The organism is Pseudomonas sp. H1_G08, from assembly GCF_054681355.1.
In genome coordinates, this window is sequence record NZ_CP162822.1 from 3,653,004 (window position 1) to 3,675,739 (window position 22,736).

The following is a 22,736-nucleotide window of genomic DNA, read 5'->3' on the forward strand; positions in this document are numbered from 1 at the left end:
GGCTTATTCCCGGCCTCGCCAGCCGCTCATTCAACCCAAACCTAATTTGAAGGAACAATACAGATGAAAGAATTCCAAGCTTCTACCGAACAACATGAACTGCTAGCCAGCGAACTGGGCTGCAGCGAGGCCATCTTACTTTCACTGCCGAATTCGGATAGCACTCACGCGGCCGCTAACTGCGAGAAGAAGCAGCGGTTGATCGATGAGATCGACCAACTGACCACCCGCCGTGATAAATACCTGAGGGCGGCTGAAGAGCAATACGCCGAGATGGCACCGTTGGAAGCATTACTGGAGGGCGACGAAGAATTAGAAGCGAATCGTCTGCGTGAAGTCCGCAGTGAGTACAACACGCTGAAACTTCCTTACGACTCAAATAAACACCATGCCTGGATTTTAGATGCTCAGATCACTCGACGCGAGCAACTGCTCAATCATGAAACCTTGATGGCGGGTTACACCGATTCGATAGCGAACTGGAAAGCTGACGAACTGGAGCTCAACGAAAAACGCGACAGCCTTAGCACACGCTTGGTACAGATCCAGCAGCAAGCAGAAGAGGACATGACCAAGGCCCGGCAAGCCGAAACCGATGCCGCCACCGCTTATGCGCAGGCAGTGGCCTGGGGCGACACCGAAGGCGAAAAGAACGCCAATACAGACGCGCAAAAGGCTGCGAAAAACCTTGCGACTGCCATCGAGCACAATCGTCGCCAACACCTAATCATTAATGCGCTGGAGCAAGAGCTGGTCATCGTCGACCAGCACATTGCCGAGGCGCAAAGGGAACACATTGCCATTCAAAGAACGGCCTTGTTGCTGGCCGAAAAGGTACTGGAAGAGCAGTGGAACGAAAAAGCTCAGGCACTGATGGATATGGGCGCCAAGCTATGGGCTGCTCAACGTTTGCTGGGGGGCGAACACCTCAGCCTGATGAAGCTGGTGCTTCCAAAAGAAGGTGAAGATTTCCACAGCTGGAATTGGCGCGAGCTGGCGGATCGATCTGCCCAGTACAGCATGCAAGACATCTTCTCACTGTAACCCGCTGACTCACGAAACAGCCTACGTACGTAGGCTGTTTAAGCTGACACAAGGTATAAAATGATCATTCAAATAGACCTAAGAAACACTCAAACTGGAAAGAAATATTAAAATCTCGAATAGACTCTTTAAAGGAAATGCTGGTCTTCGTGGACGCAAAATCCAGCAAAATAACCAAAGTCCAGATTCTCACTGGAAAACTGATTAGAGCCGAGATCCTCAGCATTCGAGAATATTTGAAATTGTCTGAATAGCTCTGAACTTATACGTCACCCGAACATTCAAACGATTATCAACAAAAAGGTCAGGAAATAAGCATGTCCAAACTTGCCGAATACCGTCAATTGGAAAAACATTTGGCCGAGCAGCTTCAGGCGCTGGAAGCGCTGAAAAGCGACGACGCGCTGAAAAAAGAGATAGAGTTCGAGACCAAGCTGCGCGAATTGCTCGACCATTATGGCTTCAGCCTCAAGCACATCATTAACCTGCTGGATCCACAGAGCAGGAAGCATGCTCCAACGCCGGCGGCAACTGGCAAGCGCAAGCCTCGTGAGCTGAAGGTGTACAAGAACCCGCACACCGGCGAAGTGGTTGAAACCAAGGGCGGTAATCATAAGACGCTGAAGGAGTGGAAAACCAAGCACGGTGCCGACGAAGTTGAAAGCTGGCTGAACAAGTAACGTAGCTCGAACAAAAGGCCTCTCAGAGGCCTTTTTTATTGATCATGCTCTTCGCACCTGCGACCTCATCCTAGAATCACTACCATCAGCAGAAGGACCCAACCTTGTGGATACGATGAGCAGAAGGAACAGGCAGCCTGTTTTCTCTGTGCCTCCCCCCAAGCACCATCACCTGCTCGCTTAACGCCGACCGTAGCTTGCCTGTCGAAGTGATAGCCCCCATCAGCGACAATCATGATTGGGAACATTTACCCCTTCAGCAGCAATAGGATTTCCGCTTTTTGGCGCAGTTAATCAAGGAAGGCTCGCACCCATGATTTTCTACGCAAGGAGTCAGGCTTGGTTGCTAAAGCGAAAACAAAAAACTCATACAAGTGAGGAATTACAGGAAGTTTAAGTTTATTCCCTTCCTCATACTCCATGGCTTCAAAAGTAATATATCTTAGAGCGTCATAGAGCGGATTTATGAACTGCACGATCTTCCACACTAGATGTGGGGCGACCTTCTGAATTAAGTGCATCCTCCAGTATTCGTCGAATAGAGTCATTGGATGTCCGTCGAATCGAACCTAGCAGAATAGCCGACCATCCCTATTTGATCCATATGGAGCATGACTCGTTCGGAGTCTCGATTGAGCTTCTTCAGCCCTATTTCACTGTCAGCGACTTTTTTGCAGACGAAGTACCATTCACCCAGCGGACCGGGGTCAGCTGTAGTGTTGTTGAGTTCACGCAGATTGTAATAGCGCGCCTTGTTAGCAAATTTCTCAAGGAAGTCGAGAATCATGTCATCATGACTACCGGGGACTGGAGGCATCGCCTTTTCGTGTCCCCATTTGTTTCTAACAGAAAGTGCGTGCAGATATGTTGTTTTTATATTATGCCCATATTTCTTTCTAAGCTCATCATCAGTTGGGAGCTTGTAATTGCTTTCGAGCATATGATTGGCAATCACCACTAACTTTAATGTTCGCTCGATCCCAATTGTGAGTTGAAAGAACGCGGAATAAAAATCTCCTATGTTCCTATCATCAAGATTTGCTTTTAAAAGCAAATCAATTCCCGACAGTAGAGATGCTCTGGCTAAATGCCCCTCTTGTTGTAGCAGCGTAAAAGTACGGCTGAATCGAAGGTCGCGCATGGTATCCATCCTGGGCGGGTGTTGGTCGCAGCTGCAGGATAGCCGGTAGGATAGTACGAGATGCGATTTTTTAGCCCTCATCTACGATCAAAATTGCCGGGATTGAGTGCTTTTCGACCGCGGGATACTCATAACTTTGCGCGCAAATGATGCAGGCTACCGCGAGCTTGGGTCAGTGTCTCGAAAATTTGGTTGTAGTCCACCAAAAAGATAGTTCATGATCGGAGTAGAAACGGGCGATATTTTTCGCATCCTATAGATACAAAAAAGCTCTGAAAAGGAGGAGCTATGGCAGACAAACCGAAGGATAAAGGGCGAGAAAAGAGTGAAAGCAGTAATAGAGACCCACGCCCAGGGCCAGGGAAGGTCTATAGGGATAGTAACGAGTCGTTCGAGAAACGTGATCGAACCGCCGTTTTTGATACTCTCGAACCGCCAAAGCCGCGCCCGGGCAGGGGGTAACAGATAATGACCCAAGCAGCTGAAGATCTTTCACTAAGGTGGCACAACCAGCTGTTCGGCATTCGTCGATCTATTCGCTATCACCTTCGACGTAGAGCTTTTTTTGAGCGCCTTGACCAATTGTCTAACATGTTTTCAGTGATATTCGGGTCAACTGCAATTTACGGAATACTGGATGCTAATGCAAAGGTGCTTGCATTGGCATCTTCTGCGGCTGTAACTGTACTGGCCTCTATTAATCTAGTAGTTGGCAGCGCTCAACGGGCCAGGGCTCACTCAGACTTTGTACGTCAGTATGTTGAATTAGAGAAGCGAATGTTAATGCCCTGCACTGAGGACTCTCTATTAGAGATAATGGCAGATCGTCTCAGCATTGAGGCAGGTGAACCGCCCGTCTTACACGTACTCAATAGTATTTGCCATAACGAATTAATGCGTTCAATGGGATATCCAAAAGAAGAATTGACAAAAATCGGACTTGCGCAACGTTTATTAGCTCACTTTTTCGATTACCGGGGCAACAAAATCCATTGATTGCCCCCTAACCGACAGATCAGAATTATGCCGCATCCGCGATTAAAAATGAGTCAAGGCAATGCCAAGGCACCCTATCCTCAAGCAACAATGATCCAATAATCGAAAGCGCATAAATATTGCGCTGATTGCCTTGATGGGATACCGTCCATGACTTTATGAAATCATCAACACGGAAAACATCGAAACCTATTTGCCACCCTTCATTTGTACCACCCTCCATCGCCATTAATGAATAATTGGCATAAGAAGCTGGACGATAACAGGAAAAATTTAGTCCATCGATTTGCCACAAATCCTCATCCAGAACTTCACTAAGATCAAAAATCTTAGATGCACGAAATAGTACGGACAAAGTCTCTATAGGTCGCTCTACTAGATTGTAACTGTCGTCATAGACACCACACTGCCGCGAAAGCAAATAACTCAGCGCCTTTTCAGGCGCGATATCATACCTAGCAATCTTGCCTTCGCAATCAATTATCGAAACAAACAACAGTCCGATCAACTGCTCGGCTTGCTCATTAAGAGCAAGTGCCTTTGCCACTGTAAGAATTACCTCCCAGTGAGGTGCCTGGGCATCACTCAATGCAATTAAAGAGCCTGAATAAATATCTAGCACAAGATCAAAGATTTCAGAAAATTGTTGCGCCGCCTTTTCTTGACAATTATCAGGTGCACAAAGATATGCAGCTCCAGCCCAACTCAAAACCTTTGAGACGCGAAGAGGTAATTGGTAAAGTTCGGCAAAGCCACCGCCGTCACTAGGCAGCAGGCAGTATTTATTTTCTTTAAGTGATTTGATTAGTGATTCGTTGACTAATAGCAGTTCATCCACAAGTTTAAAAATAAGCGATGCTGTCCCTGCGTCCACTAATGGATTGCCTAAGCTCGGAAGTAGGCAAGCCAACACGGACGCGTTGACCATCGGCGATCGATATACATCTTTCGCAAGTATAGCCTTAGTTGAAAAAGTCATCGCTAACCGCTCAGCACAACCTATCAATAATGAATCGTTTTCGCGGCACGGCCCTAATACTGAACTTATTAAACCCATAAATTCACGTGCATCCCATTGTCTATCCAATGTGCCGTACACGTCCCAAATACTATTGTAATTATCTCTTATAACCTGATCGAGATTTGAAGGCCACTGATGTATTAGGCTGCGTAAAGAAGTATTTGGATCGGCTTCAAATTTTGGATTACGGCAAAAGCTTGGAGGGCCATAGAGATTGAGCCCCCAGACGACCGCGTTCTGGCCATATTCATCTAGTTTCTTTGATATACACCTCCCTATTTCCACCAAGTCCAAAACACCGGAGCTATCTTGAACAAAGTCCCTTCCCTCAATACAGTCGAGTATCGCGTTAGTTCCAATCCCGCCGGCGTTCGTCTCGCCTGAATTTTGATTTTGTGCGGAAGTGGCGACTAGCGTCAAAGCAGGCGTTCCAGCATCTCCAATGAGCTGAGGCTTCAAAAGTACTCCAAGATCCGATATCAACCCCCCACTTTGGCAAGCATCTATAATAATATTGCTTTGCTTTGGCGACGTTTCATTAAGGAACCTGAACAACTCGCTCAATGACAGAGCTGTCATGGACTGCACTTTCGGATCTGTGTCGCGAAGCCACATATGGAAGCTTCCAGAGCTTACACCCCCATGGCCGGCAAAGAAAAAAGTAAAGTTTTCTATTTGAGCGATATCGAACAACGTTCTCTTAATTGCTGCTCTCACCTCTTCAATCGAGGGAGAACAAAGGAGAATGGAGTTATCTATATCGAACTGACCAATCTCCGGCTTCACTAGAGCATTAAAAATTCTCTTAGCATCATCCTCTGCAGATTCAAGAGAATTCAAATGCTCATACTGGTTACAACCTATTGCCAAGAGTATTCTCACGGGGCACCTCCTCCATAGCGCACGAATTTGGCTTTGCGCTCGACCTCTTTATTTAAAGCTTCGGCAGTCTTTCTTGCTTTCACATCTTCAACTAATGCAACATACTCAGGAGTACTTTCTTTCATTGACTTTTCGAAAGCTTTAAGCGCATCGGTCCCCATGTGAATTTCAGGAAGTTTAACCTCGCCATTTCTGTCGGCAATGAATTCAATTTTTTCAAGCATTTCCAGAAATGCCAACTGGATTGAGCCAGTTTTTTTGGCATCCACCACGTTGCCAGTTTGATCACATACTTTCGATACCGACGCGTAAATCATGCGAGCAAACTGTGCGCCCATATCCTCTTGAAAACTATTAAAACTTTCACCCAAAATTGAAACATCGTGCGCAATTATACTATCAAGGGAAATATTGAATAATGTAGAGTGGGTTTCTATCCCACCGTTATAAACTTGGGGAGCAGCTGGATTGGTGAATGACGCACCATGCTTCAATCGTTGAGCGCTTTCAGGATTGACATATTTTTTCATTGCACTCTGTTGCAAAACATACAAAAAACTCCGGAGAGATTCATTGAATTTATCTACAAACTCAGAATCCACAAAATAGTCTACAAGCAACTCGTGACGTTCCATCATCCATCACCATTCGATTCAATAGGTTTACAATAGATAGGAAAAGCTTTTTCGTCCACAGTGTGACATGACCATTTGGTCTTAGACGACTCGTGTTATCTGGTGCCAAGATAAATACGAATGAAAGATTAGGGTCGCTGCAGCAATAAATGGTCCAGAATTTAAGGCTACCAAATTCGCTTGTGAATTTCTGAAGATGTACAGGAACATCGTCGAAATCCGATGATCAGTGTTCATTGGGGCGCACAACCAGGAGTTACCCCCCTCCTCACTGGCATGTATCCCTCTCGCCCAGCCTCATACCCCGTAGCGTTACACCAAGTTGGTCTAGTAAGACTCTTTGAATATAGCGCACGAAGGGCGTGTTACTTTAATAATCGCCAATAAATACAAAGACTTAGGCACCATTGTTACACCAGTAACATGCGTAACACCGCTTTTTGATAGAGAGTCTAATCCCCCGCGTCCCCAAAACCCTAACACCACCAGCGAATGCCATGAGCGTGGGCCAACCTGTGTCGGGGACCCTGAGGATTTTTTTAGACACGGGGTCTGAAACCCGCCGGACTTTGTTAGCGGACAGATGCCCAGCTTAGTGAACAGGTGAACCGGGTGAACACTCAGTTCACCAGTGCATTTGCATAAGAGGTTTGGAGGTCGCCGGGGACCCTGGGCATTTCTGAATGACACGGGGCACAAAACCCGCGCGATCTTGGTGGTGGCTGATTTTTCTACATTGGTTGACAGGTTGACTCGGTTGACGGCCCAAGGCGTCCATAATCATCAACACAAAAGGCCATCGTTACCAATGCGGTAACGATGGCCTCTTTTCAGCAGAATTCTTTCGATTTCAATGACTGAGATTTCAGTAACTTTGAAAACCTTCCACTAACGAAGGCCCGCGGGTTTCCGACCCCGTACCTATCGATTTTCCGTAGGGGCCCCCGGCATTTTCTGCTCGCTCACCACGGTGGTACGCTAAAGCTCAACTTAAGGAGTGGCTATGGAATCGGCGCGCGATAGAAAAACCATGGAAATTGTTGAAGCTGAGGACCTCTGGCTTCTGCCGGAGGTAGACACCTACGGCTACATCTGTAGAGGTTGCAAACTCGATGTATTCCCCGCCTCCTATCAAAAAACTAATCTGCAGCGGCCTCATTTTCGAAGTGCACGCGGAAAGGACCATTTTGAAGGGTGTGATATCGAGGGAGAAAAGAAAACCGTATCCAAAGGGAGGACAGGCAGCGTCCGCAAGGAGTTAGAGACAAGTGCGGCATTATCTCCTGCACGGTTAAAACTTCGAAACGAAAGGACCGTAGTCGACATCGACCTCCCTCCCTCTGCTGCCCAAACGACCAGCGTCAGCAAAAGCCGCTCAGGAGAAGTAGGTGAAGAAAGGCCGAAAGGACGACGCTCAGCCAACAGCATCCGCCCGATCTGCAGAGCGTTTATCGACTTTCCCTATGATCGGGATTTGTCGCTTGAAGTGCCAGGTATTGACGATACAACGTACCAATACGCGTTCAAAAAGCTACGTGGGGAGGGGATTGAAACCTTTGCTCGAGCAAAGATTTTTTATGCAGAGCTTCACTGGAGCAAACCTGAAGAAGAGGGAGACTTCCTTTACATCAACCTGTCTGCAGGTGAGTGGGTCAAAGATCCTCCCAAACTAGTCCGGCCTTACAGGATTCGCGTCTGCCGAGAAGGTTGGTCGAAGGCAAAACGCACAGTTGTGCGTAATGAAATCGACGTGCTACGTGAAGAGGGTATTGAGGCGAAAAAGAAAAATAGCAAAGATCGGCCATGGGTTTTCTTCATGGGCGAGCAGGACGAGAAAGACCCAGCAATCTTCAACGTGAACGATCACCGGTTGGTCTGTGGCCTACTCGGGACAATTACTTATCCCAAGCGCTAGTAGTAGACTTACCGTAGCTTGATGACTCCCAAGGGAAGCCAGTAGGAAGCAGCGTGTATCCCTACTTGTATCCCTGACGGATAAATCTCCCTGCAAGCCACGGATTATATAGGTTGCGCGAGTCTCCCTCGGGCACCAACACAGAGAAAAAGGTCTTGCGAAAGCAGGGCCTTTTTTTTCGTCTGGAGGAAAGTGATTGGTGCCTCGCGGGCCTTCCAGTCCAAGATCAAATCAGGTCTCGGAACCGGATGTCTGCCCACCCGACTTCTTCACTCCAAACATCCGCCCAGCAATCTCCCGCCCCCGCTCCATCCCTTCCTTCGTCAACCATATCGACTTGTTCCGGTTCACCGGATTACTGATCAAACCCTGTTCGTGCAAGCGGTTCATGATTTCGAAGTCATAGCCCTTCCACGCATTGCCGTCGTCGGAGCTATAGGCAGCCAGGAGAGCAAGGACGGCGTCGTCGATCAGTTTCATGTCGTATTCCATGATGGTCACTCCGCTGATGTTCAGTGTTTGTAATCAAAGCGTCGTATCAAAGTGGATGTCAATGCTGCGCGAGCTTGTAGGTTTCAGATGTCCGATTGCTGGTTGCCTCGACTGCGATCCCCGCCCGTATAATCACGCCCGCACGGCAAACCTCCTCTGGCGTTTTGCGCATTGGTTTCAAGCCTTCCACTTCACTGACAGACATCCCCATGGAAACCTCACTGGAAACCGTCGCCCTCTTCTCCCTCAAACTTGCCTACGAAGAAGAAGGCCTGAGCCCGATCCTGCGCGATGACATGGTCATGGGCGATTATCAGAAAGACGTTTTCGAGTTACTGGTGAAACGCGGCGATGTCGAGACCATTCAGTTCAAGATGAACGCATGCCTGAACCTGGCGCTGGATGCTTTGGGCGGGGTCGAGAAGCCGTTGGGGCGGGAGTTGCGCAAGTTGTCGGCGGAGTTGGCTCAGGCGCGGTCGGTGGAGCAGCTGGGGCAGCCGCTGCTCGCACTGAAGGGGTATCTGCGCGACATTCTTTGAGTGCCGCGCTACAGCCATGCCGGTATCTCTCCTGATCAGCGACGTGCTTTAAGCACCCGAATATCTGTTGGGAAGCCGTCAGCGCCCACCAGCTTTTTCCAGCCCATGTACTGAAATTCGCCGTTGGGATCAATGTAGTCGCCCTTCTCTGGTTGCCCTCCGCCAACTATCGCAACACGCTTCACTTCGCCACAGCCGCCATCCGACGGTCGCACCGTGTAGATCACATAGGGCTTCACGTATTGCGTGGCGCGGAAGTATTGGCCGCAGATTTCGTCGACGGTAATCAGCATGGTTTTCAGGCGGGCTTCGCCTTCGGTGTCTTCGTGCAGTTTCAGGAAGGAGATATCGCCGACGTCGCTGTAGCCGAGGGAACGGGCGCGTTGGTAGGCGGGGGAATTCTGGTGCGCAATACGGCCCTCCTCCACACCCCTTTGCATTTGCGCGGCGAACTCGGCTTTGCCTTGGGCCAGGGTTGCCTCGGCGTGGGCGGCGACGTTTTCGCAGTGGGCGTACTCGCTGGAGTCGAGGTGTTGCGGGAGCAGGTTCAGGCGGCGCTCGTTCATGGAGGCGAGGCTGTCTTGCAGGCCGGACGTTAGTGCATAGGCAGCGGAGACGCGACCGCTCTGGACGTCGGCGATTGTCTCCTGCATGCGCTGGCAATTGGCGAGGTAGTAATCCCAGCTGGCTTGCGGGTGTTCTTTCGCGAAGCAGAAGGCTGGGGTAACGGAGACGGCAAGGGTGAGAGCGCCGAGCAGTTGCAGCAAACGGGTTGTGGAAAACATGGGTAGTCCATTACAGAGAAGGCATGGCGCGACGCTACTATTTTGCTATCGTGCCGTCCACTCTCAACAGGCGACCAAGTTGTCGCCTCTGTCTCGTGGCAAGGAAAGAAATCCGATGGATGCTGTGTTGTGTTTAGTGGTCATGGCGGCAATGTGGTTCTGGGTGGTGCGACAGCGTGGGCGCTGGAATCTGTTGTTGGCAAACCTCGCCGGAGCGGGCAGCGCTGTGGTGGCGGGCATTGTCTTCACACTGCTTTATGACGGGCTGTTCGGCACCACCATGGCAGCGCCGGGACTGCACAACAGCCTGGTGGTGTTCATGACCAGCGCGGGCGTTCTGGCGGGTGTGTGGCTGTGGATCGCCAAGCGTCGACAGCCGGCGCATCCGGTTGCACGTCAACTGCTCGCGGGCGCCTGTGGCGTTGCCGCCGGCATGGTCACGTTGATTTTTCTGGCGGCGAATTATTTTCCGCAACCGTAGCCGGACGGCGCGTCTATTTTGCTATCTTGCCGCGCATCGTCGGGGCTTGCTGATCGTCTCGCGTCGCGCTTGGATTGTTGAAAGGTAAGGAAAGGATCAAATGGAGTTTCTGCGTTTTCTGGCGTTCGTCGCTGTCTGGGGTTTCATGTGGCGCTGGGTGGTGAAGAACCGCGGCAGCTGGAATATTTTCTACGGCAACATCGTTGGCGCGGCGGGTGGGTTCATTGTCGGGCTGGTGATGTTGTCGATCACCTTTTCGCTGTTTCCTTCGTCGTTCGATCACGAGGCGCAGGTGCAAAACACGCCAGTCGTCGAGTCGACCTCTGTGTTGCCTGAAGCCGAGGCAGTCACGCCCGTCACCGAGCTGAAAGATGCGCCGGTGTTTGCTGCCATCGAGGCGGACGACAAGCCTTCCCCCCCGGACTCCGCACTGCTGCCGAATAACGTCAGCCGAGCGCCGAAATCAATGGCGGTACAAACGGTGCTGAATCAGAGCGACTACGAGGGTCGCATGGCCCTGGCCGCGCTGAACAAGAAGTTGCGCGGCGACGCACAGGCCGACAAGTCGATGATCGCGTATGTCATGTGCAGCCCGTTTGTCACCAGCACCCTGCGTTATCCCGCTTCGGCGCGTTTTGCTGACAGCAAAGCGCTGGTCAGTCATCGCTACAAGGATCAGGTCTACAGCTTCAGCAACAGCGTCACTGCGCGCAACATGAATGGCGACGATATCACCTACCGTTTCGATTGCTCCGTGCAGGAATTGCCACGGGTTGATGCGACGGCTGGGGAATGGCGTTTGCTGGCGCTGAAACTGCAAAAAGCCGACTCTTAAGGCTGATTTAAGGGATCAGGGCGCCGGCTGCGTTATCATCGCCGGCCTGTGCGCCTTGAACCTTGCCCTCGATGTTTTCAACACCTGATGACCTCACCTCGCTGCCTCCTGTACTAGCCGGCCCGCTGCTGCGGCGGCTGGAGCCGACGCGCGTGGTGCTGTGGCTGGTGGGCTCGCGTGAACTGTCGCTGACCTTGCACCTGCAAGGTGTAGGAGATATTCCGCTCGACTCGGAGAAATGCACGGTCATTGCCGTAGGCCGTCATGCGTTCGTGCATCTGATAGACGTTCAGCTTGAAAGCGCCCTGCCCTGCGACACGTTTATCGCTTACGACCTGCTGATCGATGACGCCATTGGTATGGCTGAGTGGGCGCCTCATCTGCTTTACCCTGGTGCCAGCTGCGCGAACCTCGTAGTGCGTTCGCGGATCGACCAATTGCTCCACGGCTCCTGCCGCAAGCCGCATCATCCGGCAACCGACGGTTTGCTCTGCGTCGATCAATTGCTGGCCGACGAAGCCGAAGCGCAACTCCGTCCGGCGCTGCTGATGATGAGCGGTGATCAGGTTTATGCCGACGACGTCGCCGGGCCGATGCTACGGGCGATTCATGCCCTGATCGAGCGTCTGGGTCTGTTCGATGAGCACCTTGAGGGTGCCGTGGTCAGCGACAGCGCCAAGCTCTACCAACACCCGGCCAGCTACTACCACCGTGCGGATTTGTTACCGGCGCTAGAGAGCAACGAGACCTTGCGCGAGCGATTTTTCGGTGGCGCGCGTAAGCCGATTTTCACCAGCAGCAGTGCCGACAATCACCTCGTGACGTTCGCCGAAGTCATGGCCATGTACATGCTGGTGTGGTCGCCGACGCCGTGGTCGCTGATCAATCCGAGCGCGCCGACGCTGACGCCGGAACGCCGCAAGCGCTACAACCTCGAGCAGACGCGCATCGATGCCTTCAAGGCGGGCCTGGGCAATGTCGCGCGGGCACTGGCGCATCTGCCGAGCCTGATGATTTTCGATGATCACGACATCACCGATGACTGGAATCTTTCTGCGCAGTGGGAGGAAACCGCCTACGGCCATCCGTTCTCCAAACGCATCATCGGCAACGCGCTGATTGCTTATCTGTTGTGTCAGGGCTGGGGCAACAATCCTGATGCCTTCAAGGACGTGCTGGAGCAGACCGCGCAACTGAGCGCCAGCGGTGACGACGGCTATCTGGACATGCCGGTGCAGGACGATCTGATTGATCAGTTGCTGCGTTTTCAGCAGTGGCATTTTGTGTTGCCGAGCAGTCCGGCACTGGTGGTGATAGATACGCGCACCCGGCGCTGGCGCAGCGAGATGGCCCTCAAGCAACCGTCGGGCCTGCTCGACTGGGAAGCCTTGAGCGAACTGCAACAGGAACTGCTCGATCACCCTTCGGCAATCATCGTGTCGCCGGCGCCGATCTTTGGCGTCAAGCTGATTGAAACCGTGCAGAAAGTGTTCAGCTGGTGCGGTTATCCGCTGCTGGTCGACGCGGAAAACTGGATGGCCCATCGCGGCGCAGCGCAGGTGATCCTGAACATTTTCCGACACTCGCGCACACCGGGGAACTACGTGGTGCTGTCCGGCGATGTGCATTATTCCTTCGTCTACGAAGTCCTGATCCGCCACCGCAAGGCCGGCCCACGGATCTGGCAGATCACCAGCAGCGGCATCAAGAACGAATTCCCACCAACGCTGCTGGAATGGTTCGACCGCCTCAACCGCTGGCTCTACTCACCGCGCTCGCCATTGAACTGGTTCACCAAACGCCGCCTGATGCGCATCGTCCCGTATACGCCGGAACATGCCGAGGCCGGGGAACGGTTGTGGAATTCGGCGGGGATCGGACAGGTGTTTTTCAATGAACAGGGGCAGCCGAGCGAGATTGTTCAGCACAACTCGAATGGGGCGGAGAAGACGAGGATGCTGGCGCCGGAGTTTAAAGATGTGCCGGACTAAAGCCATGCGCTGATCTGTGGGAGCGAGCCTGCTCGCGAAGGCGCAATTTCAGTCGACATCTACTGTGAATAGTCGACCGCTTTCGCGAGCAGGCTCGCTCCCACAGGGTTTTGCGCAGACCAATCAATGTGCGGCCAGAGCCCGCCCAACCCCTCTGACAATCATCCCCACCTCGCGCTCATCAATCGTCAGCGGCGGGAGCAACCTGATGGTCTTGCCACGAGTCACGTTGATCAACAAGCCGTGATCCCGCGCAGCGATCAGCGTCAGGTCGCGCACCGGTTGTTTCAGTTCGATACCGATCATGAGGCCCTGCCCCCGGATTGCCAGCACGTTCGGGTTGTCTGCCAATTCGGCGCGCAAGCGTTCCAGCAGCCGTGCGCCCTGCACCCGCGCATTCGCCAGCAGGCCTTGTTCTTCGATGATGTCCAGCACCGTGCAGCCGACCCGGCAGGCCAGTGGATTGCCGCCGAAAGTGCTGCCATGGCTGCCCGGGGTGAACAGGTCGGCCGCGCGGCCACGGGCCAGGCAGGCGCCGATCGGCACGCCATTGCCCAAGCCTTTGGCCAGGGTCATGACATCGGGCACGATGCCTTCGTGCTGAAAGGCGAACCACTGCCCGGTGCGGCCGATGCCGGTCTGGATTTCATCGAGCATCAGCAGCCACGCGTGGCGATTGCACAGGTCGCGCAGGGCCTTGAGATAACCCGGCGGTGCGACTTGTACGCCGCTTTCGCCCTGAATCGGCTCGACCAGAATCGCCACGATGCGCGCGCCGTGTTTGCGCTGTATTTGCTCCAGCGCGGCGAGATCGCCGAACGGCACTTTGACGAAGTCCCCCGGCAGTTCGTTGAAGCCAAGCCGCACCGCCGGGCCATCGCTGGCGGACAGCGTGCCGAGGGTGCGGCCATGAAACGCGTTGGCCATGACCACCACCAGCGGCTCTTCGATGCCTTTACGCCAGCCGTACAGACGCGCCAGTTTCAGCGCCGTTTCGTTCGCTTCGGCGCCGGAGTTGTTGAAGAACGCGCGCTGCATGCCCGACAACACCGTCAGCCGTTTGGCCAGTTGTTGCTGCCAGTCGATGCTGTACAGGTTTGAGGTGTGCAGCAGCAGCCCCGCTTGCTCGCTGATCGCCGCGACGATGCGCGGATGCGAGTGGCCGACGTTGGTCACTGCCACACCGGCAACAGCGTCCAGATATTCGCGCCCCGCCTGATCCCACAGGCGCGTGCCCAGGCCCTTGGTGAAACTCAGGGCCAGTGGTTGGTAGGTGTTCATCAGGGCGGCGGTCATGACGTGAAACTCCATTGCAGGTCGGTGTATTTGCAGTATGGTTAGCCACCTGAGCTGGATAAACCCGGAAAAACTTCAATCATTTAAAAGCCGAGCTTGATAATGGATTTGTTTCAGTCGATGGGCGTGTACGTCAAAGTGGTCGAAACCGGGAGCATGACGGCCGCCGCTGCGAAGTGCGAAATGTCGACGACGATGGTGGGCAATCATCTGCGCGCGCTGGAGCAACGGCTCGGCGTGCAACTGCTGCAACGCACTACGCGCCGCCAGCGCCTGACCGAGTTCGGCAGCGTCTATTATCAGCGCTGCCTGGAAGTGCTTGGCTTGGTTGCCGACTCTGAACGCCTTGCCGAACAAGCGTCGGACGAGCCGCGCGGCTTGCTGCGTATCACCGCGCCGCTGACCTTCGGCGTTGAACGACTGACCCCGGCCCTGAGCGAATATTCCTTGCTCTATCCGCAAGTGAAGCTCGACGTGGTGCTGACCAACAGCCGTCCGGATCTGCTGGAAAACGGCCTCGATGTTGCCTTCCGTTTAGGCAATTTCGACCAGTCCAACCTGATCGCCCGGCCCTTGATCGACTACACCCTGACCGTCTGCGCCTCCCCGCAATACATCGCGCGGCGCGGCATGCCGCATACGCCACAGGATTTGCAGCAACACGATTGCCTGTCCTTCGCCTACCCGGCTGGGGATGACTGGCAATCGGTGGAAAAACGCTGGCGTCTCAGTGGCCCGGAAGGTGAAGTCCTAGTCGACGTCAGCGGGCCGATGCTGATCAACAGCTCCGCCGGTTTGCATCAGGCGGCGCGTAATGGCATGGGCATCATGATGCTGCCCGACGCGCTGGTGGAGCAGGATCTGCGCGACGGCAAACTGGTCAGGGTAATGACGGACTACCAACCGCCGAGCAGGCCGATGCATCTGCTGTATGCGCAGGATCGCTATCGACTGCCGAAGCTGAGACGGTTTGTCGAGTTTGCGATGCGTACGTGGGGGAAACCTGACGTCGGCAGGCCGTAATCATTCACGATGGAAATTGATAAGGACTTGAACATCCCATGAACGACAGCCTTACCGTGCGTGAATTGCATCCCAGCGAAACAGAATCAGCAAGGCTGTTTCTCAGCCAGCATGGCTGGGGCCATCGCATTGGCGATGCCGAATCTTTTGCTCGCTTGATTCACAATTCGCAGCGTGCAGCTGTTGCGCTCTTAGGCGAGCAAATCGTCGGTTTCGCTCGAGCGATCACTGATGAGGTTTCTAATGGCTATCTGTCGATGGTGGTGGTCGATGACCAGCATCGGCGCATGGGAATCGGCCGCGCACTGGTGGAGCATGTCATGGGCGATAACCCCGATATTACTTGGGTGCTACGCGCTGGACGCGAGGGCGCTGAAGCTTTCTTTGCCAGCGTGGGCTTCGAGACGTCCGCGATTGCCATGGAACGTCCGCGCCGCAAATAGCGCGCTTTAGAAAAATCCCGACCACCAGACCGTTGCTCCGTGACAACGCCGCCCCGCTCCCCTAAATTAGTCGGCCTGAAAAAGACCTCGTGCTTTCTCGCCTCAACTCAAGTTAAAAAGTAGTGAAATTTCAATGTCCGATTTCAACACCGCTGAATCCGTAGTCACCCAGTCGTCCAAAGCGGAATACGAAAACTCCATCAATCTTTCACAACACCTGCCTCAAGCCAAAATCATCAGCGAGATGGTCCTCGACGCGTTCCAGTCGACCCGCGAGAGCGACCAGATCCGTGAATTGCGTGCGGCGATCCGTCAGGCGCATGACAGTTTTGATGACGACAAGGCGTACGAGCTGATGGGCGAACTCAAGCGCCTGAAAGACGCCGAGGCAGCCGACATCGCCGCGCTGGAAGACCTGAGCAGCAAGTTCTCGATCGGACGCATTCTGTCCAGCTTCAAGGACGATCCGGCATTCCAGGAAATCGTCTATGGCCTGGCGCTGAAGGTGCTGAATCAGACCCATCAGGCGATCAGCAACCCGAGCGGCGGCAAGAGCAAAGCTGCGAAGAAAAAAGAAGTGGAAATCTTCACCATCAGCAAGGACGGCGCCAGCGTGACCCTGCCAATGCGCACCCCGCGTTCGCGTCTGAACGTAGATCGTGAGGCACTGGAATTCCTCGGTTTCACTTTCGTGGGTGAAGGCGATGAAGCCGAGCTGGAAAGCGAAACCTTCGTCGATAACGCCGGTACCGAACAGGCGGTGAACCGCAAGAACATCATCACCGCCCTGCAGCAGCAGACCGCGTTTGATGGTTACAGTATCGCGGCGCAGTAATAGCGCAGCCGCTGTACGAAAAAGCCCCGCACTGAGATTCAGGCGGGGCTTTTTGTTGTCCGGCTTGTGATTCGTGAGGAGGCGAAAATCGTCGCCCCTCACCCCAGCCCTCTCCCGAGGGAGAGGGAGCCGACTTGTGTAATTTTCAAACCTGAGTTCGGCTCGGTATTTCAGGTCGGCGTATATCTTGAAAGCCCCTCAGTCAGTCCCCTCTCCCGAGGGAGAGGGAGCCGACTTGTGTGATTTTCAAACCTGAGTTCGGCTCGGTATTTCAGGTCGGCGTATATCTTGAAAGCCCCTCAGTCAGTCCCCTCTCCCTCCGGGAGAGGGTTAGGGTGAGGGCAAACCGCTACCCCCCCCCTCAAGCCGAAGGATGCAACGCCGCAATCATGTCCACTTCAATCGCCGCATTCTTCGGCAACTGATACACGCCGATGGTCGTGCGCGTATGCCGCCCGGCATCGCCCAGCACATGGCTGAACACATCCGAAGCGCCGTTGGCCACTTCGCTCAGGTCGACGAAGTCGGCGGTCGATTTCACATACACCGTGACCCGCAACAACGCACGAATCTTGTCCAGTGAACCCACCGCATCGACGATCAGCGCCAGGCAACGCATCGCGCTGATGCTTGCGGCGGCTTGCGCATCCTTGAGGTTCAATTCCAGCCCCACGCGACCGGGATAGAGGATCTTGCCATTGACCCGCGGCACCATGCCGCTGATGTAGAGCTCGTCGTGATGACGGATCAGCGGCGCGTAATTGCCACCGGCGGTGTTCTCGCCATAGATGTCGTAGTTGAGTTCTTCGGCCAGGGCGATAAAACGCTCATCGCAGGTCATCCGTTCGGTCATTGCGCCCAGCCTTTTGATCAATGCACGGGTTAGGACAGTCGAGCACCGAAGGATGGCTTGGAGCTACTACTGTCGAGGTTGGATCCAAATCTATGGCGTTTGCCTAAGTTGTGCAACCAGCGTAGATGGAACAAAAGGCCCTAAACCTTTCGGATGCCCCGGACCACAAGCTGGTCTTCAGCGGCGCTCAAACAGTGTTCAAGCGCTCAACCATATCTGGAAATTTTTCAACCAGTCGTATCAATAAGGCTGCTTGAGCATTGGGCTTCGACTTTTCCTGCTCCCAATTTCGAAGGGTGTTTGGACTTGTCCTGATTCGACTGGCAAAAACAGCTTGAGACATATGCAGTTTTTCTCGAAGAGCAACAATTTCCTGTGCGCCCACTTCAGGTACAGGCTTGTCCTCAAGCACTGTATTGCGCAGTGTGATCTTGCCCTCGCGTTGAGCCGCCATCTCATCAACGCCCTGCATTAACTCTGCAAACAGGTCGCGTTTTTTCATGGGGTACCTCGTTTTTTCAACTCTTTATCAATGGCTGTCCTGAGTGCCCTCTCTTGCTCGGCAGTCAGCTTCTCAAGCTCATCTTTGTCGTAAATGGCGAACATCCAGAACTGACCATCATTCATAAGCCAATAGTAGAGAACCCGCAAGCCGCCCCGTCTTCCCTTGCTACGGCGAGAATCAGCCCAGCGCAGCTTACGGAAGCCACCCGTTCGAGGCATTACATCGCCCGCAAGCGGATTGCTCTGAAGGTAGTTCTGCAATGTTCGATATTCGTCGTCCGTCAGATAGCGGTCAACGCTTTTGGTAAATATCGTTGTTTCAAAAAAGATTGTTCGCATAGCCAAACTATAAGCAGCTTGACTATAGACAGCCTATCAACAAATCGCTGCTCGAATAAACAAAAAACCCCGCACATCTCTCAACGTGCGGGGTTTTTCCTGAAGCTTGCAAACCTTACGGCGCGTACGTCAGCAACAGCTCTGTCGGCACCTTGAAGTCCAGGGACATCATGACGCTCAACGCAGTGATGGTGAAGATCGAGAACACGAACAGCTTGCGTGCCCAGACGGTGTCATCAACTGCCTTGTAGCCGGTCCAGGCCATGTACAGCCAGTACATGCCCATGGCGGCGGCGACGGCGAGGTAGCTCATGCCGGCGTAGCCGCTGAAGGTCAGCATCAAGGTCGCCACGAGGAACGCCAGGATGTAGAGCAGGATGTGCTTCTTCGCCACTTGAATGCCGCGTTTCACTGGCAGCACCGGAATCGATGCGGCCAGGTAATCATTGAAACGGAAAATCGCGATGGCGTAGGAATGCGGCATCTGCCACAGGCTGAACATCACCAGCAGGGTCAGTGCGGCCATGTCGAAGCTGTTGGTCACGGCAACGTAACCGATCACTGGCGGCATGGCGCCCGACAGACTGCCCACCAGCGTGCCGTGAACCGACTTGCGCTTGAGGTACAGGCTGTAGAAGCCAACGTAGATGATGAAGCCGATTACTGCGAACAAGGCAGCCAACGGGTTGGCTACCTTGTACAACAAGGCAACGCCGAGAACACCCAGAATGGTCGCGTAAACCAGGGCCAGTTTCAGGGAGATGAGGCCCTGGACCAGTACACGGTTCTTGGTGCGTTCCATCTTCAGGTCGATGTCGCGGTCGATGCAGTTGTTGAACACGCAACCGGAGGCCACGACCAGGGAAGTACCGATCATGGCGGCCAGAAACACCGCCAGATCGACATGCCCTTTCGAGGCCAGGAAGAACCCGCCTGCCACAGAAAGCACGTTACCGAAAATGATCCCCGGTTTGGTGATTTGGATAAAGTGCTTGAGCGACATCGGGTCTACCTCACTTCGCCATCATGTACGTGTGGATGCTGAACATGATCCACAGCGACAGGCCAACCAGCAGCACGATCACAATCGCCGTGAAGACGAACGCGATCACGTTGTTACGCTGTGCAATGGAACGGTCCAGGTGCAGGAAGTAATACAGGTGAACGATTACCTGGATCACTGCGAACAGCAGAACGATTGCCAGCGTCGTCGACTTCGGCAGGGTCGGGTACATCACCAGACCGAACGGAATGACGGTCAGGATTACCGACAGGATGAAGCCGATGGCGTACGACTTGACGCTGCCGTGGCCAGCATCGTGGCTGTCATGGGAGTGTGCATTAGCCATTACAGAGTCCCCATCAGGTAAACAACGGTGAAGACGCAGATCCAGACCACGTCCAGGAAGTGCCAGAACAGGCTCAGGCAGCTTAGACGGGTCTTGTTGGTCGACGTCAGGCCATGCTTGTTGACCTGATACATCATGATGCCCATCCAGATCAGACCGGCCGAAACGTGCAGACCGTGGGTACCGACCAGGGTGAAGAACGCCGACAGGAAGCCCGAACGGCTAGGACCGAAGCCCTCGGAGATCAGCAGGTGGAACTCGTTGATCTCCATGGCGATGAAGCCCGCGCCGAGCAGGAAGGTCATGAACAACCAGCCCAGGACCGCCTGCTTCTTGCCCTTGTACAACGCCAGCATGGCGAAGCCGTAGGTGATCGAACTGAACAACAGCAGAGCGGTTTCGCCCAGCACGTAAGGCAGTTCGAAGATCTCGTGGCCCGACGGGCCACCGGCAACGTTGTTTACCAGTACTGCGTATACCGCGAAGATCGACGCAAACAGAATGCAGTCGGTCATCAGGTAGAGCCAGAAACCGTATACGGTCATCTCGCCCGAGTCGTGGTGATGGTCATCGTGCCCATGGTCACCATGGGCGTGTCCAACATTGGTCACTAAGTTCGACATGGTTTAAGCCTGTTCCTACGAGGTTTCAACACGGGTGGCATTGGCCGGGATTTTCCCTGCCGCGACCAGACGCTTGTGCTGCTCGGCTTCGATACGCTCGATCGTTTCAACCGGAACCATATAGCCCTGGTCGTCACGTGCAGCGTGGATCACGAAGTAAACGACGGTGCCCACCAGGCTCGCGATCGCCAGCCACCAGATGTGCCAGATCATCGCGAAACCGAAGACGGTCAACAGCGCGCCCATCACCACGCCAGTGGCGGTGTTGTTCGGCATGTGGATCGGCTCGTACTTGGCCGGACGCTGGTACGCAGTACCGTTTTCCTTGGCTTCGGTGAACGGGTCGATGCAGTCAGCCTTAGGCAGCACAGCGAAGTTGTAGAACGGTGGTGGCGACGAGGTCGACCATTCCAGGGTGTGTGCATTCCACGGGTCACCGTGATCGCAAACGTTCTCTGGCTTGTTGCGGTCGCGCACACTGACGTACAGCTGGATCAGTTGGCAGGCGATACCCACAGCAATCATCACCGCACCGAACATGGCAACGTACAGGTACGGTACCCACTCAGGGTTGGTGGTGGCGTTCAGACGACGGGTCATGCCCATGAAGCCCAGTGCATAGAGCGGCATGAACGCGACGAAGAAGCCCGAGATCCAGAACCAGAACGCTGCTTTACCCCAGCCTTCGTGCAGCTTGAAGCCGAACGCTTTCGGGAAGTAGAACGCGAAGCCAGCGATGTAACCGAATACCGCACCGCCGATGATCACGTTGTGGAAGTGCGCGATCACGAACAGGCTGTTGTGCAGCACGAAGTCAGCACCCGGGATGGCCAGCAGTACGCCGGTCATGCCGCCGATGGCGAAGGTCACCATGAAGCCCAGTGTCCACATTACCTGGCTGGTGAAGCGCAGACGGCCCTGGTAGATGGTGAACAGCCAGTTGAACAGCTTCACACCCGTCGGGATGGAAATCAGCATCGTCGCCAGACCGAAGAAGGCGTTGACGCTCGCACCCGAACCCATGGTGAAGAAGTGGTGCAGCCAGACCATGAAGCCCAGTACCGAGATCGCGCCCGAGGCGTAGATCATCGAGTGGTGGCCGAACAGTTTCTTGCCGGTGAACGCCGAGATCACTTCCGAGAAGATGCCGAATGCCGGCAGGATCAGGATGTAAACCTCAGGGTGGCCCCAGGCCCAGAACAGGTTGACGTACATCATTGGATTGCCACCAAGTTCATTGGTGAAAATGTGGAAATCCATGTAACGGTCAAGGGTCAGCAGTGCCAGGGTAGCGGTCAGGATCGGGAACGAAGCCACGATCAGAACGTTTGCCCAGGTGCAGGTCCAGGTGAAGATCGGCATGTCCATCAGTTTCATGCCAGGGGTACGCATTTTCAGTACGGTCGCGAGGAAGTTGACCCCGGTTAACGTCGTACCCAATCCGGATAGCTGTAGCGCCCAGATGTAGTAATCCATACCCACGCCAGGACTGTATTGCAGACCCGACAGCGGCGGATACGCAACCCAACCGGTCTTGGCGAACTCGCCGACGCCCAAGGACAGGTTGATCAGCACAACGCCGGACACCAGCAGCCAGAAGCTCAGGGAGTTCAGGAACGGGAACGCAACGTCACGCGCGCCGATCTGCAGCGGCACTGCAAGGTTCATCAGGCCGGTGAAGAATGGCATCGCCATGAAGATGATCATGATCACACCGTGAGCGGTGAAGATCTGGTCATAGTGTTCAGGTGGCAGGTAGCCAGGCGAACCCTCGGTGGCCATGGCCAGCTGGGTACGCATCATGATCGCGTCGGCAAAGCCGCGCAGCAGCATGACCATGGCGACGATGATGTACATCACGCCGATTTTCTTGTGGTCGACCGAAGTCAGCCACTCGGTCCACAGGTACGTCCACTTCTTGAAGTAAGTGATCGCAGCGAACAGCGCCAGACCACCGAGGGCGATCATGGCGATGGTCACCATCACGATCGGCTCGTGGAATGGGACTGCTTCCCAACTTAATTTACCAAACAT

The 22,736-nt window shown here is 54.0% G+C and carries 24 protein-coding genes; 11 read left to right on the forward strand and 13 right to left on the reverse strand.

Translation table 11 applies throughout. The annotated features are described in order from the left end of the window. The first annotated feature begins 201 nt into the window (after positions 1 to 201). Both AB4N85_RS16490 and AB4N85_RS16495 read left to right on the forward strand, forming a co-directional pair. Positions 202 to 1,044, forward strand: a complete 843-nt coding sequence (locus AB4N85_RS16490; RefSeq protein ID WP_460068365.1) for a chromosome segregation protein SMC — start codon at positions 202 to 204, stop codon at positions 1,042 to 1,044. A 317-nt stretch (positions 1,045 to 1,361) separates the two neighbouring features. Continuing rightward, positions 1,362 to 1,724 carry a histone-like nucleoid-structuring protein, MvaT/MvaU family gene (locus AB4N85_RS16495; RefSeq protein ID WP_460065099.1) on the forward strand — a complete coding sequence of 121 codons (363 nt, stop codon included), beginning with the start codon at positions 1,362 to 1,364 and terminating at the stop codon, positions 1,722 to 1,724. Positions 1,725 to 2,268: 544 nt separating this feature from the next. Here the strand turns inward: AB4N85_RS16495 and AB4N85_RS16500 are convergent. Further along, positions 2,269 to 2,865 carry a hypothetical protein gene (locus AB4N85_RS16500; protein ID WP_460065102.1) on the reverse strand — a complete coding sequence of 199 codons (597 nt, stop codon included), beginning with the start codon at positions 2,863 to 2,865 and terminating at the stop codon, positions 2,269 to 2,271. A 468-nt stretch (positions 2,866 to 3,333) separates the two neighbouring features. On the opposite strand from AB4N85_RS16500, the gene AB4N85_RS16505 reads away from it, so the two are divergent. Continuing rightward, positions 3,334 to 3,861, forward strand: a complete 528-nt coding sequence (locus AB4N85_RS16505; RefSeq protein WP_460065105.1) for a hypothetical protein — start codon at positions 3,334 to 3,336, stop codon at positions 3,859 to 3,861. Between the two features lie 25 nt (positions 3,862 to 3,886). Here AB4N85_RS16505 and AB4N85_RS16510 read toward each other — a convergent pair whose 3' ends face one another. Further along, on the reverse strand, positions 3,887 to 5,764 hold the full coding sequence (locus AB4N85_RS16510) for a caspase family protein (protein WP_460065107.1): 1,878 nt from the start codon (positions 5,762 to 5,764) through the stop codon (positions 3,887 to 3,889). Continuing rightward, a complete protein-coding gene (locus AB4N85_RS16515; protein WP_460065110.1) occupies positions 5,761 to 6,399 on the reverse strand; it encodes a hypothetical protein in 639 nt (212 codons plus the stop codon). Before AB4N85_RS16515 ends, AB4N85_RS16510 begins: the two co-directional genes overlap by 4 nt. A 1,003-nt stretch (positions 6,400 to 7,402) precedes the next feature. Here AB4N85_RS16515 and AB4N85_RS16520 point away from each other — a divergent pair. Continuing rightward, on the forward strand, positions 7,403 to 8,314 hold the full coding sequence (locus AB4N85_RS16520; protein ID WP_460065112.1) for a hypothetical protein: 912 nt from the start codon (positions 7,403 to 7,405) through the stop codon (positions 8,312 to 8,314). 231 nt (positions 8,315 to 8,545) lie between these two features. Here the strand turns inward: AB4N85_RS16520 and AB4N85_RS16525 are convergent, their stop codons facing one another. After that, positions 8,546 to 8,794 carry a DUF6429 family protein gene (locus AB4N85_RS16525; protein WP_252868254.1) on the reverse strand — a complete coding sequence of 83 codons (249 nt, stop codon included), beginning with the start codon at positions 8,792 to 8,794 and terminating at the stop codon, positions 8,546 to 8,548. A gap of 221 nt (positions 8,795 to 9,015) precedes the next feature. On the opposite strand from AB4N85_RS16525, the gene AB4N85_RS16530 reads away from it, so the two are divergent. Next, entirely contained in the window at positions 9,016 to 9,345 is a 330-nt protein-coding gene (locus AB4N85_RS16530; RefSeq protein WP_150741862.1) for a hypothetical protein, read from the forward strand. 35 nt (positions 9,346 to 9,380) lie between these two features. Here AB4N85_RS16530 and AB4N85_RS16535 read toward each other — a convergent pair whose 3' ends face one another. After that, entirely contained in the window at positions 9,381 to 10,130 is a 750-nt protein-coding gene (locus AB4N85_RS16535; RefSeq protein ID WP_252868255.1) for a hypothetical protein, read from the reverse strand. A 115-nt stretch (positions 10,131 to 10,245) separates the two neighbouring features. On the opposite strand from AB4N85_RS16535, the gene AB4N85_RS16540 reads away from it, so the two are divergent. From AB4N85_RS16540 to AB4N85_RS16550, 3 genes are all read left to right on the forward strand, one after another. Beyond that, positions 10,246 to 10,611 (forward strand): hypothetical protein, encoded by a 366-nt coding sequence (locus AB4N85_RS16540; RefSeq protein ID WP_252868256.1) that lies wholly within the window; start codon positions 10,246 to 10,248, stop codon positions 10,609 to 10,611. Positions 10,612 to 10,711: 100 nt separating this feature from the next. Further along, positions 10,712 to 11,446 (forward strand): hypothetical protein, encoded by a 735-nt coding sequence (locus AB4N85_RS16545; protein WP_252868257.1) that lies wholly within the window; start codon positions 10,712 to 10,714, stop codon positions 11,444 to 11,446. Between the two features lie 71 nt (positions 11,447 to 11,517). Beyond that, positions 11,518 to 13,437, forward strand: a complete 1,920-nt coding sequence (locus tag AB4N85_RS16550) for an alkaline phosphatase D family protein (protein ID WP_252868258.1) — start codon at positions 11,518 to 11,520, stop codon at positions 13,435 to 13,437. Between the two features lie 123 nt (positions 13,438 to 13,560). On the opposite strand, the gene AB4N85_RS16555 is transcribed toward AB4N85_RS16550, so the two are convergent. After that, on the reverse strand, positions 13,561 to 14,733 hold the full coding sequence (locus tag AB4N85_RS16555) for an aspartate aminotransferase family protein (RefSeq protein WP_252868259.1): 1,173 nt from the start codon (positions 14,731 to 14,733) through the stop codon (positions 13,561 to 13,563). Between the two features lie 102 nt (positions 14,734 to 14,835). On the opposite strand from AB4N85_RS16555, the gene AB4N85_RS16560 reads away from it, so the two are divergent. The 3 genes from AB4N85_RS16560 to AB4N85_RS16570 all read left to right on the forward strand — a co-directional run bounded on the left by AB4N85_RS16560 (position 14,836) and on the right by AB4N85_RS16570 (position 17,034). After that, positions 14,836 to 15,756 carry a LysR family transcriptional regulator gene (locus AB4N85_RS16560; RefSeq protein ID WP_252868260.1) on the forward strand — a complete coding sequence of 307 codons (921 nt, stop codon included), beginning with the start codon at positions 14,836 to 14,838 and terminating at the stop codon, positions 15,754 to 15,756. Between the two features lie 38 nt (positions 15,757 to 15,794). Then, positions 15,795 to 16,199, forward strand: coding sequence for a GNAT family N-acetyltransferase (locus tag AB4N85_RS16565; RefSeq protein ID WP_252868261.1), 405 nt, complete (start codon positions 15,795 to 15,797; stop codon positions 16,197 to 16,199). A 133-nt stretch (positions 16,200 to 16,332) separates the two neighbouring features. Next, on the forward strand, positions 16,333 to 17,034 hold the full coding sequence (locus AB4N85_RS16570; RefSeq protein WP_016773307.1) for a hypothetical protein: 702 nt from the start codon (positions 16,333 to 16,335) through the stop codon (positions 17,032 to 17,034). Between the two features lie 361 nt (positions 17,035 to 17,395). Here the strand turns inward: AB4N85_RS16570 and AB4N85_RS16575 are convergent, their stop codons facing one another. The 7 genes from AB4N85_RS16575 to cyoB all read right to left on the reverse strand — a co-directional run bounded on the left by AB4N85_RS16575 (position 17,396) and on the right by cyoB (position 22,736). Beyond that, positions 17,396 to 17,887, reverse strand: a complete 492-nt coding sequence (locus AB4N85_RS16575) for a RidA family protein (RefSeq protein WP_016773306.1) — start codon at positions 17,885 to 17,887, stop codon at positions 17,396 to 17,398. 187 nt (positions 17,888 to 18,074) lie between these two features. Continuing rightward, on the reverse strand, positions 18,075 to 18,389 hold the full coding sequence (locus tag AB4N85_RS16580; protein WP_041479944.1) for a helix-turn-helix domain-containing protein: 315 nt from the start codon (positions 18,387 to 18,389) through the stop codon (positions 18,075 to 18,077). Further along, complete coding sequence (locus AB4N85_RS16585) at positions 18,386 to 18,730, reverse strand: toxin (protein WP_252868262.1); 345 nt, start codon at positions 18,728 to 18,730, stop codon at positions 18,386 to 18,388. The genes AB4N85_RS16580 and AB4N85_RS16585 overlap by 4 nt, the downstream gene beginning before the upstream one ends. Positions 18,731 to 18,845: 115 nt before the next feature. Beyond that, entirely contained in the window at positions 18,846 to 19,733 is an 888-nt protein-coding gene (gene cyoE / locus AB4N85_RS16590; protein ID WP_016773305.1) for a heme o synthase, read from the reverse strand. A gap of 10 nt (positions 19,734 to 19,743) precedes the next feature. Beyond that, positions 19,744 to 20,079, reverse strand: a complete 336-nt coding sequence (cyoD, locus tag AB4N85_RS16595) for a cytochrome o ubiquinol oxidase subunit IV (protein WP_011335842.1) — start codon at positions 20,077 to 20,079, stop codon at positions 19,744 to 19,746. Next, on the reverse strand, positions 20,079 to 20,702 hold the full coding sequence (cyoC, locus tag AB4N85_RS16600; RefSeq protein ID WP_024014230.1) for a cytochrome o ubiquinol oxidase subunit III: 624 nt from the start codon (positions 20,700 to 20,702) through the stop codon (positions 20,079 to 20,081). The genes cyoD and cyoC overlap by 1 nt, the downstream gene beginning before the upstream one ends. A 15-nt stretch (positions 20,703 to 20,717) precedes the next feature. Then, the gene (gene cyoB / locus AB4N85_RS16605; protein WP_460065129.1) at positions 20,718 to 22,736 is read right to left on the reverse strand and encodes a cytochrome o ubiquinol oxidase subunit I; all 2,019 of its coding nucleotides are present in this window, start codon (positions 22,734 to 22,736) and stop codon (positions 20,718 to 20,720) included.

What these genes read in the sequence shown, in the direction of transcription:
- AB4N85_RS16495 (WP_460065099.1), top strand. Translation starts at nt 1,362, where the DNA reads ATGTCCAAACTTGCCGAATACCGTCAATTGGAAAAACATTTGGCCGAG.
- AB4N85_RS16520 (WP_460065112.1), top strand. Translation starts at nt 7,403, where the DNA reads ATGGAATCGGCGCGCGATAGAAAAACCATGGAAATTGTTGAAGCTGAG.
- AB4N85_RS16530 (WP_150741862.1), top strand. Translation starts at nt 9,016, where the DNA reads ATGGAAACCTCACTGGAAACCGTCGCCCTCTTCTCCCTCAAACTTGCC.
- AB4N85_RS16505 (WP_460065105.1), top strand. Translation starts at nt 3,334, where the DNA reads ATGACCCAAGCAGCTGAAGATCTTTCACTAAGGTGGCACAACCAGCTG.
- AB4N85_RS16555 (WP_252868259.1), bottom strand. Translation starts at nt 14,733, where the DNA reads ATGACCGCCGCCCTGATGAACACCTACCAACCACTGGCCCTGAGTTTC.
- cyoD (WP_011335842.1), bottom strand. Translation starts at nt 20,079, where the DNA reads ATGGCTAATGCACACTCCCATGACAGCCACGATGCTGGCCACGGCAGC.
- cyoC (WP_024014230.1), bottom strand. Translation starts at nt 20,702, where the DNA reads ATGTCGAACTTAGTGACCAATGTTGGACACGCCCATGGTGACCATGGG.
- AB4N85_RS16565 (WP_252868261.1), top strand. Translation starts at nt 15,795, where the DNA reads ATGAACGACAGCCTTACCGTGCGTGAATTGCATCCCAGCGAAACAGAA.
- AB4N85_RS16570 (WP_016773307.1), top strand. Translation starts at nt 16,333, where the DNA reads ATGTCCGATTTCAACACCGCTGAATCCGTAGTCACCCAGTCGTCCAAA.
- cyoB (WP_460065129.1), bottom strand. Translation starts at nt 22,736, where the DNA reads ATGTTTGGTAAATTAAGTTGGGAAGCAGTCCCATTCCACGAGCCGATC.
- AB4N85_RS16535 (WP_252868255.1), bottom strand. Translation starts at nt 10,130, where the DNA reads ATGTTTTCCACAACCCGTTTGCTGCAACTGCTCGGCGCTCTCACCCTT.
- cyoE (WP_016773305.1), bottom strand. Translation starts at nt 19,733, where the DNA reads ATGTCGCTCAAGCACTTTATCCAAATCACCAAACCGGGGATCATTTTC.
- AB4N85_RS16500 (WP_460065102.1), bottom strand. Translation starts at nt 2,865, where the DNA reads ATGCGCGACCTTCGATTCAGCCGTACTTTTACGCTGCTACAACAAGAG.
- AB4N85_RS16540 (WP_252868256.1), top strand. Translation starts at nt 10,246, where the DNA reads ATGGATGCTGTGTTGTGTTTAGTGGTCATGGCGGCAATGTGGTTCTGG.
- AB4N85_RS16585 (WP_252868262.1), bottom strand. Translation starts at nt 18,730, where the DNA reads ATGCGAACAATCTTTTTTGAAACAACGATATTTACCAAAAGCGTTGAC.
- AB4N85_RS16580 (WP_041479944.1), bottom strand. Translation starts at nt 18,389, where the DNA reads ATGAAAAAACGCGACCTGTTTGCAGAGTTAATGCAGGGCGTTGATGAG.
- AB4N85_RS16525 (WP_252868254.1), bottom strand. Translation starts at nt 8,794, where the DNA reads ATGAAACTGATCGACGACGCCGTCCTTGCTCTCCTGGCTGCCTATAGC.
- AB4N85_RS16545 (WP_252868257.1), top strand. Translation starts at nt 10,712, where the DNA reads ATGGAGTTTCTGCGTTTTCTGGCGTTCGTCGCTGTCTGGGGTTTCATG.
- AB4N85_RS16550 (WP_252868258.1), top strand. Translation starts at nt 11,518, where the DNA reads ATGTTTTCAACACCTGATGACCTCACCTCGCTGCCTCCTGTACTAGCC.
- AB4N85_RS16575 (WP_016773306.1), bottom strand. Translation starts at nt 17,887, where the DNA reads ATGACCGAACGGATGACCTGCGATGAGCGTTTTATCGCCCTGGCCGAA.
- AB4N85_RS16515 (WP_460065110.1), bottom strand. Translation starts at nt 6,399, where the DNA reads ATGGAACGTCACGAGTTGCTTGTAGACTATTTTGTGGATTCTGAGTTT.
- AB4N85_RS16560 (WP_252868260.1), top strand. Translation starts at nt 14,836, where the DNA reads ATGGATTTGTTTCAGTCGATGGGCGTGTACGTCAAAGTGGTCGAAACC.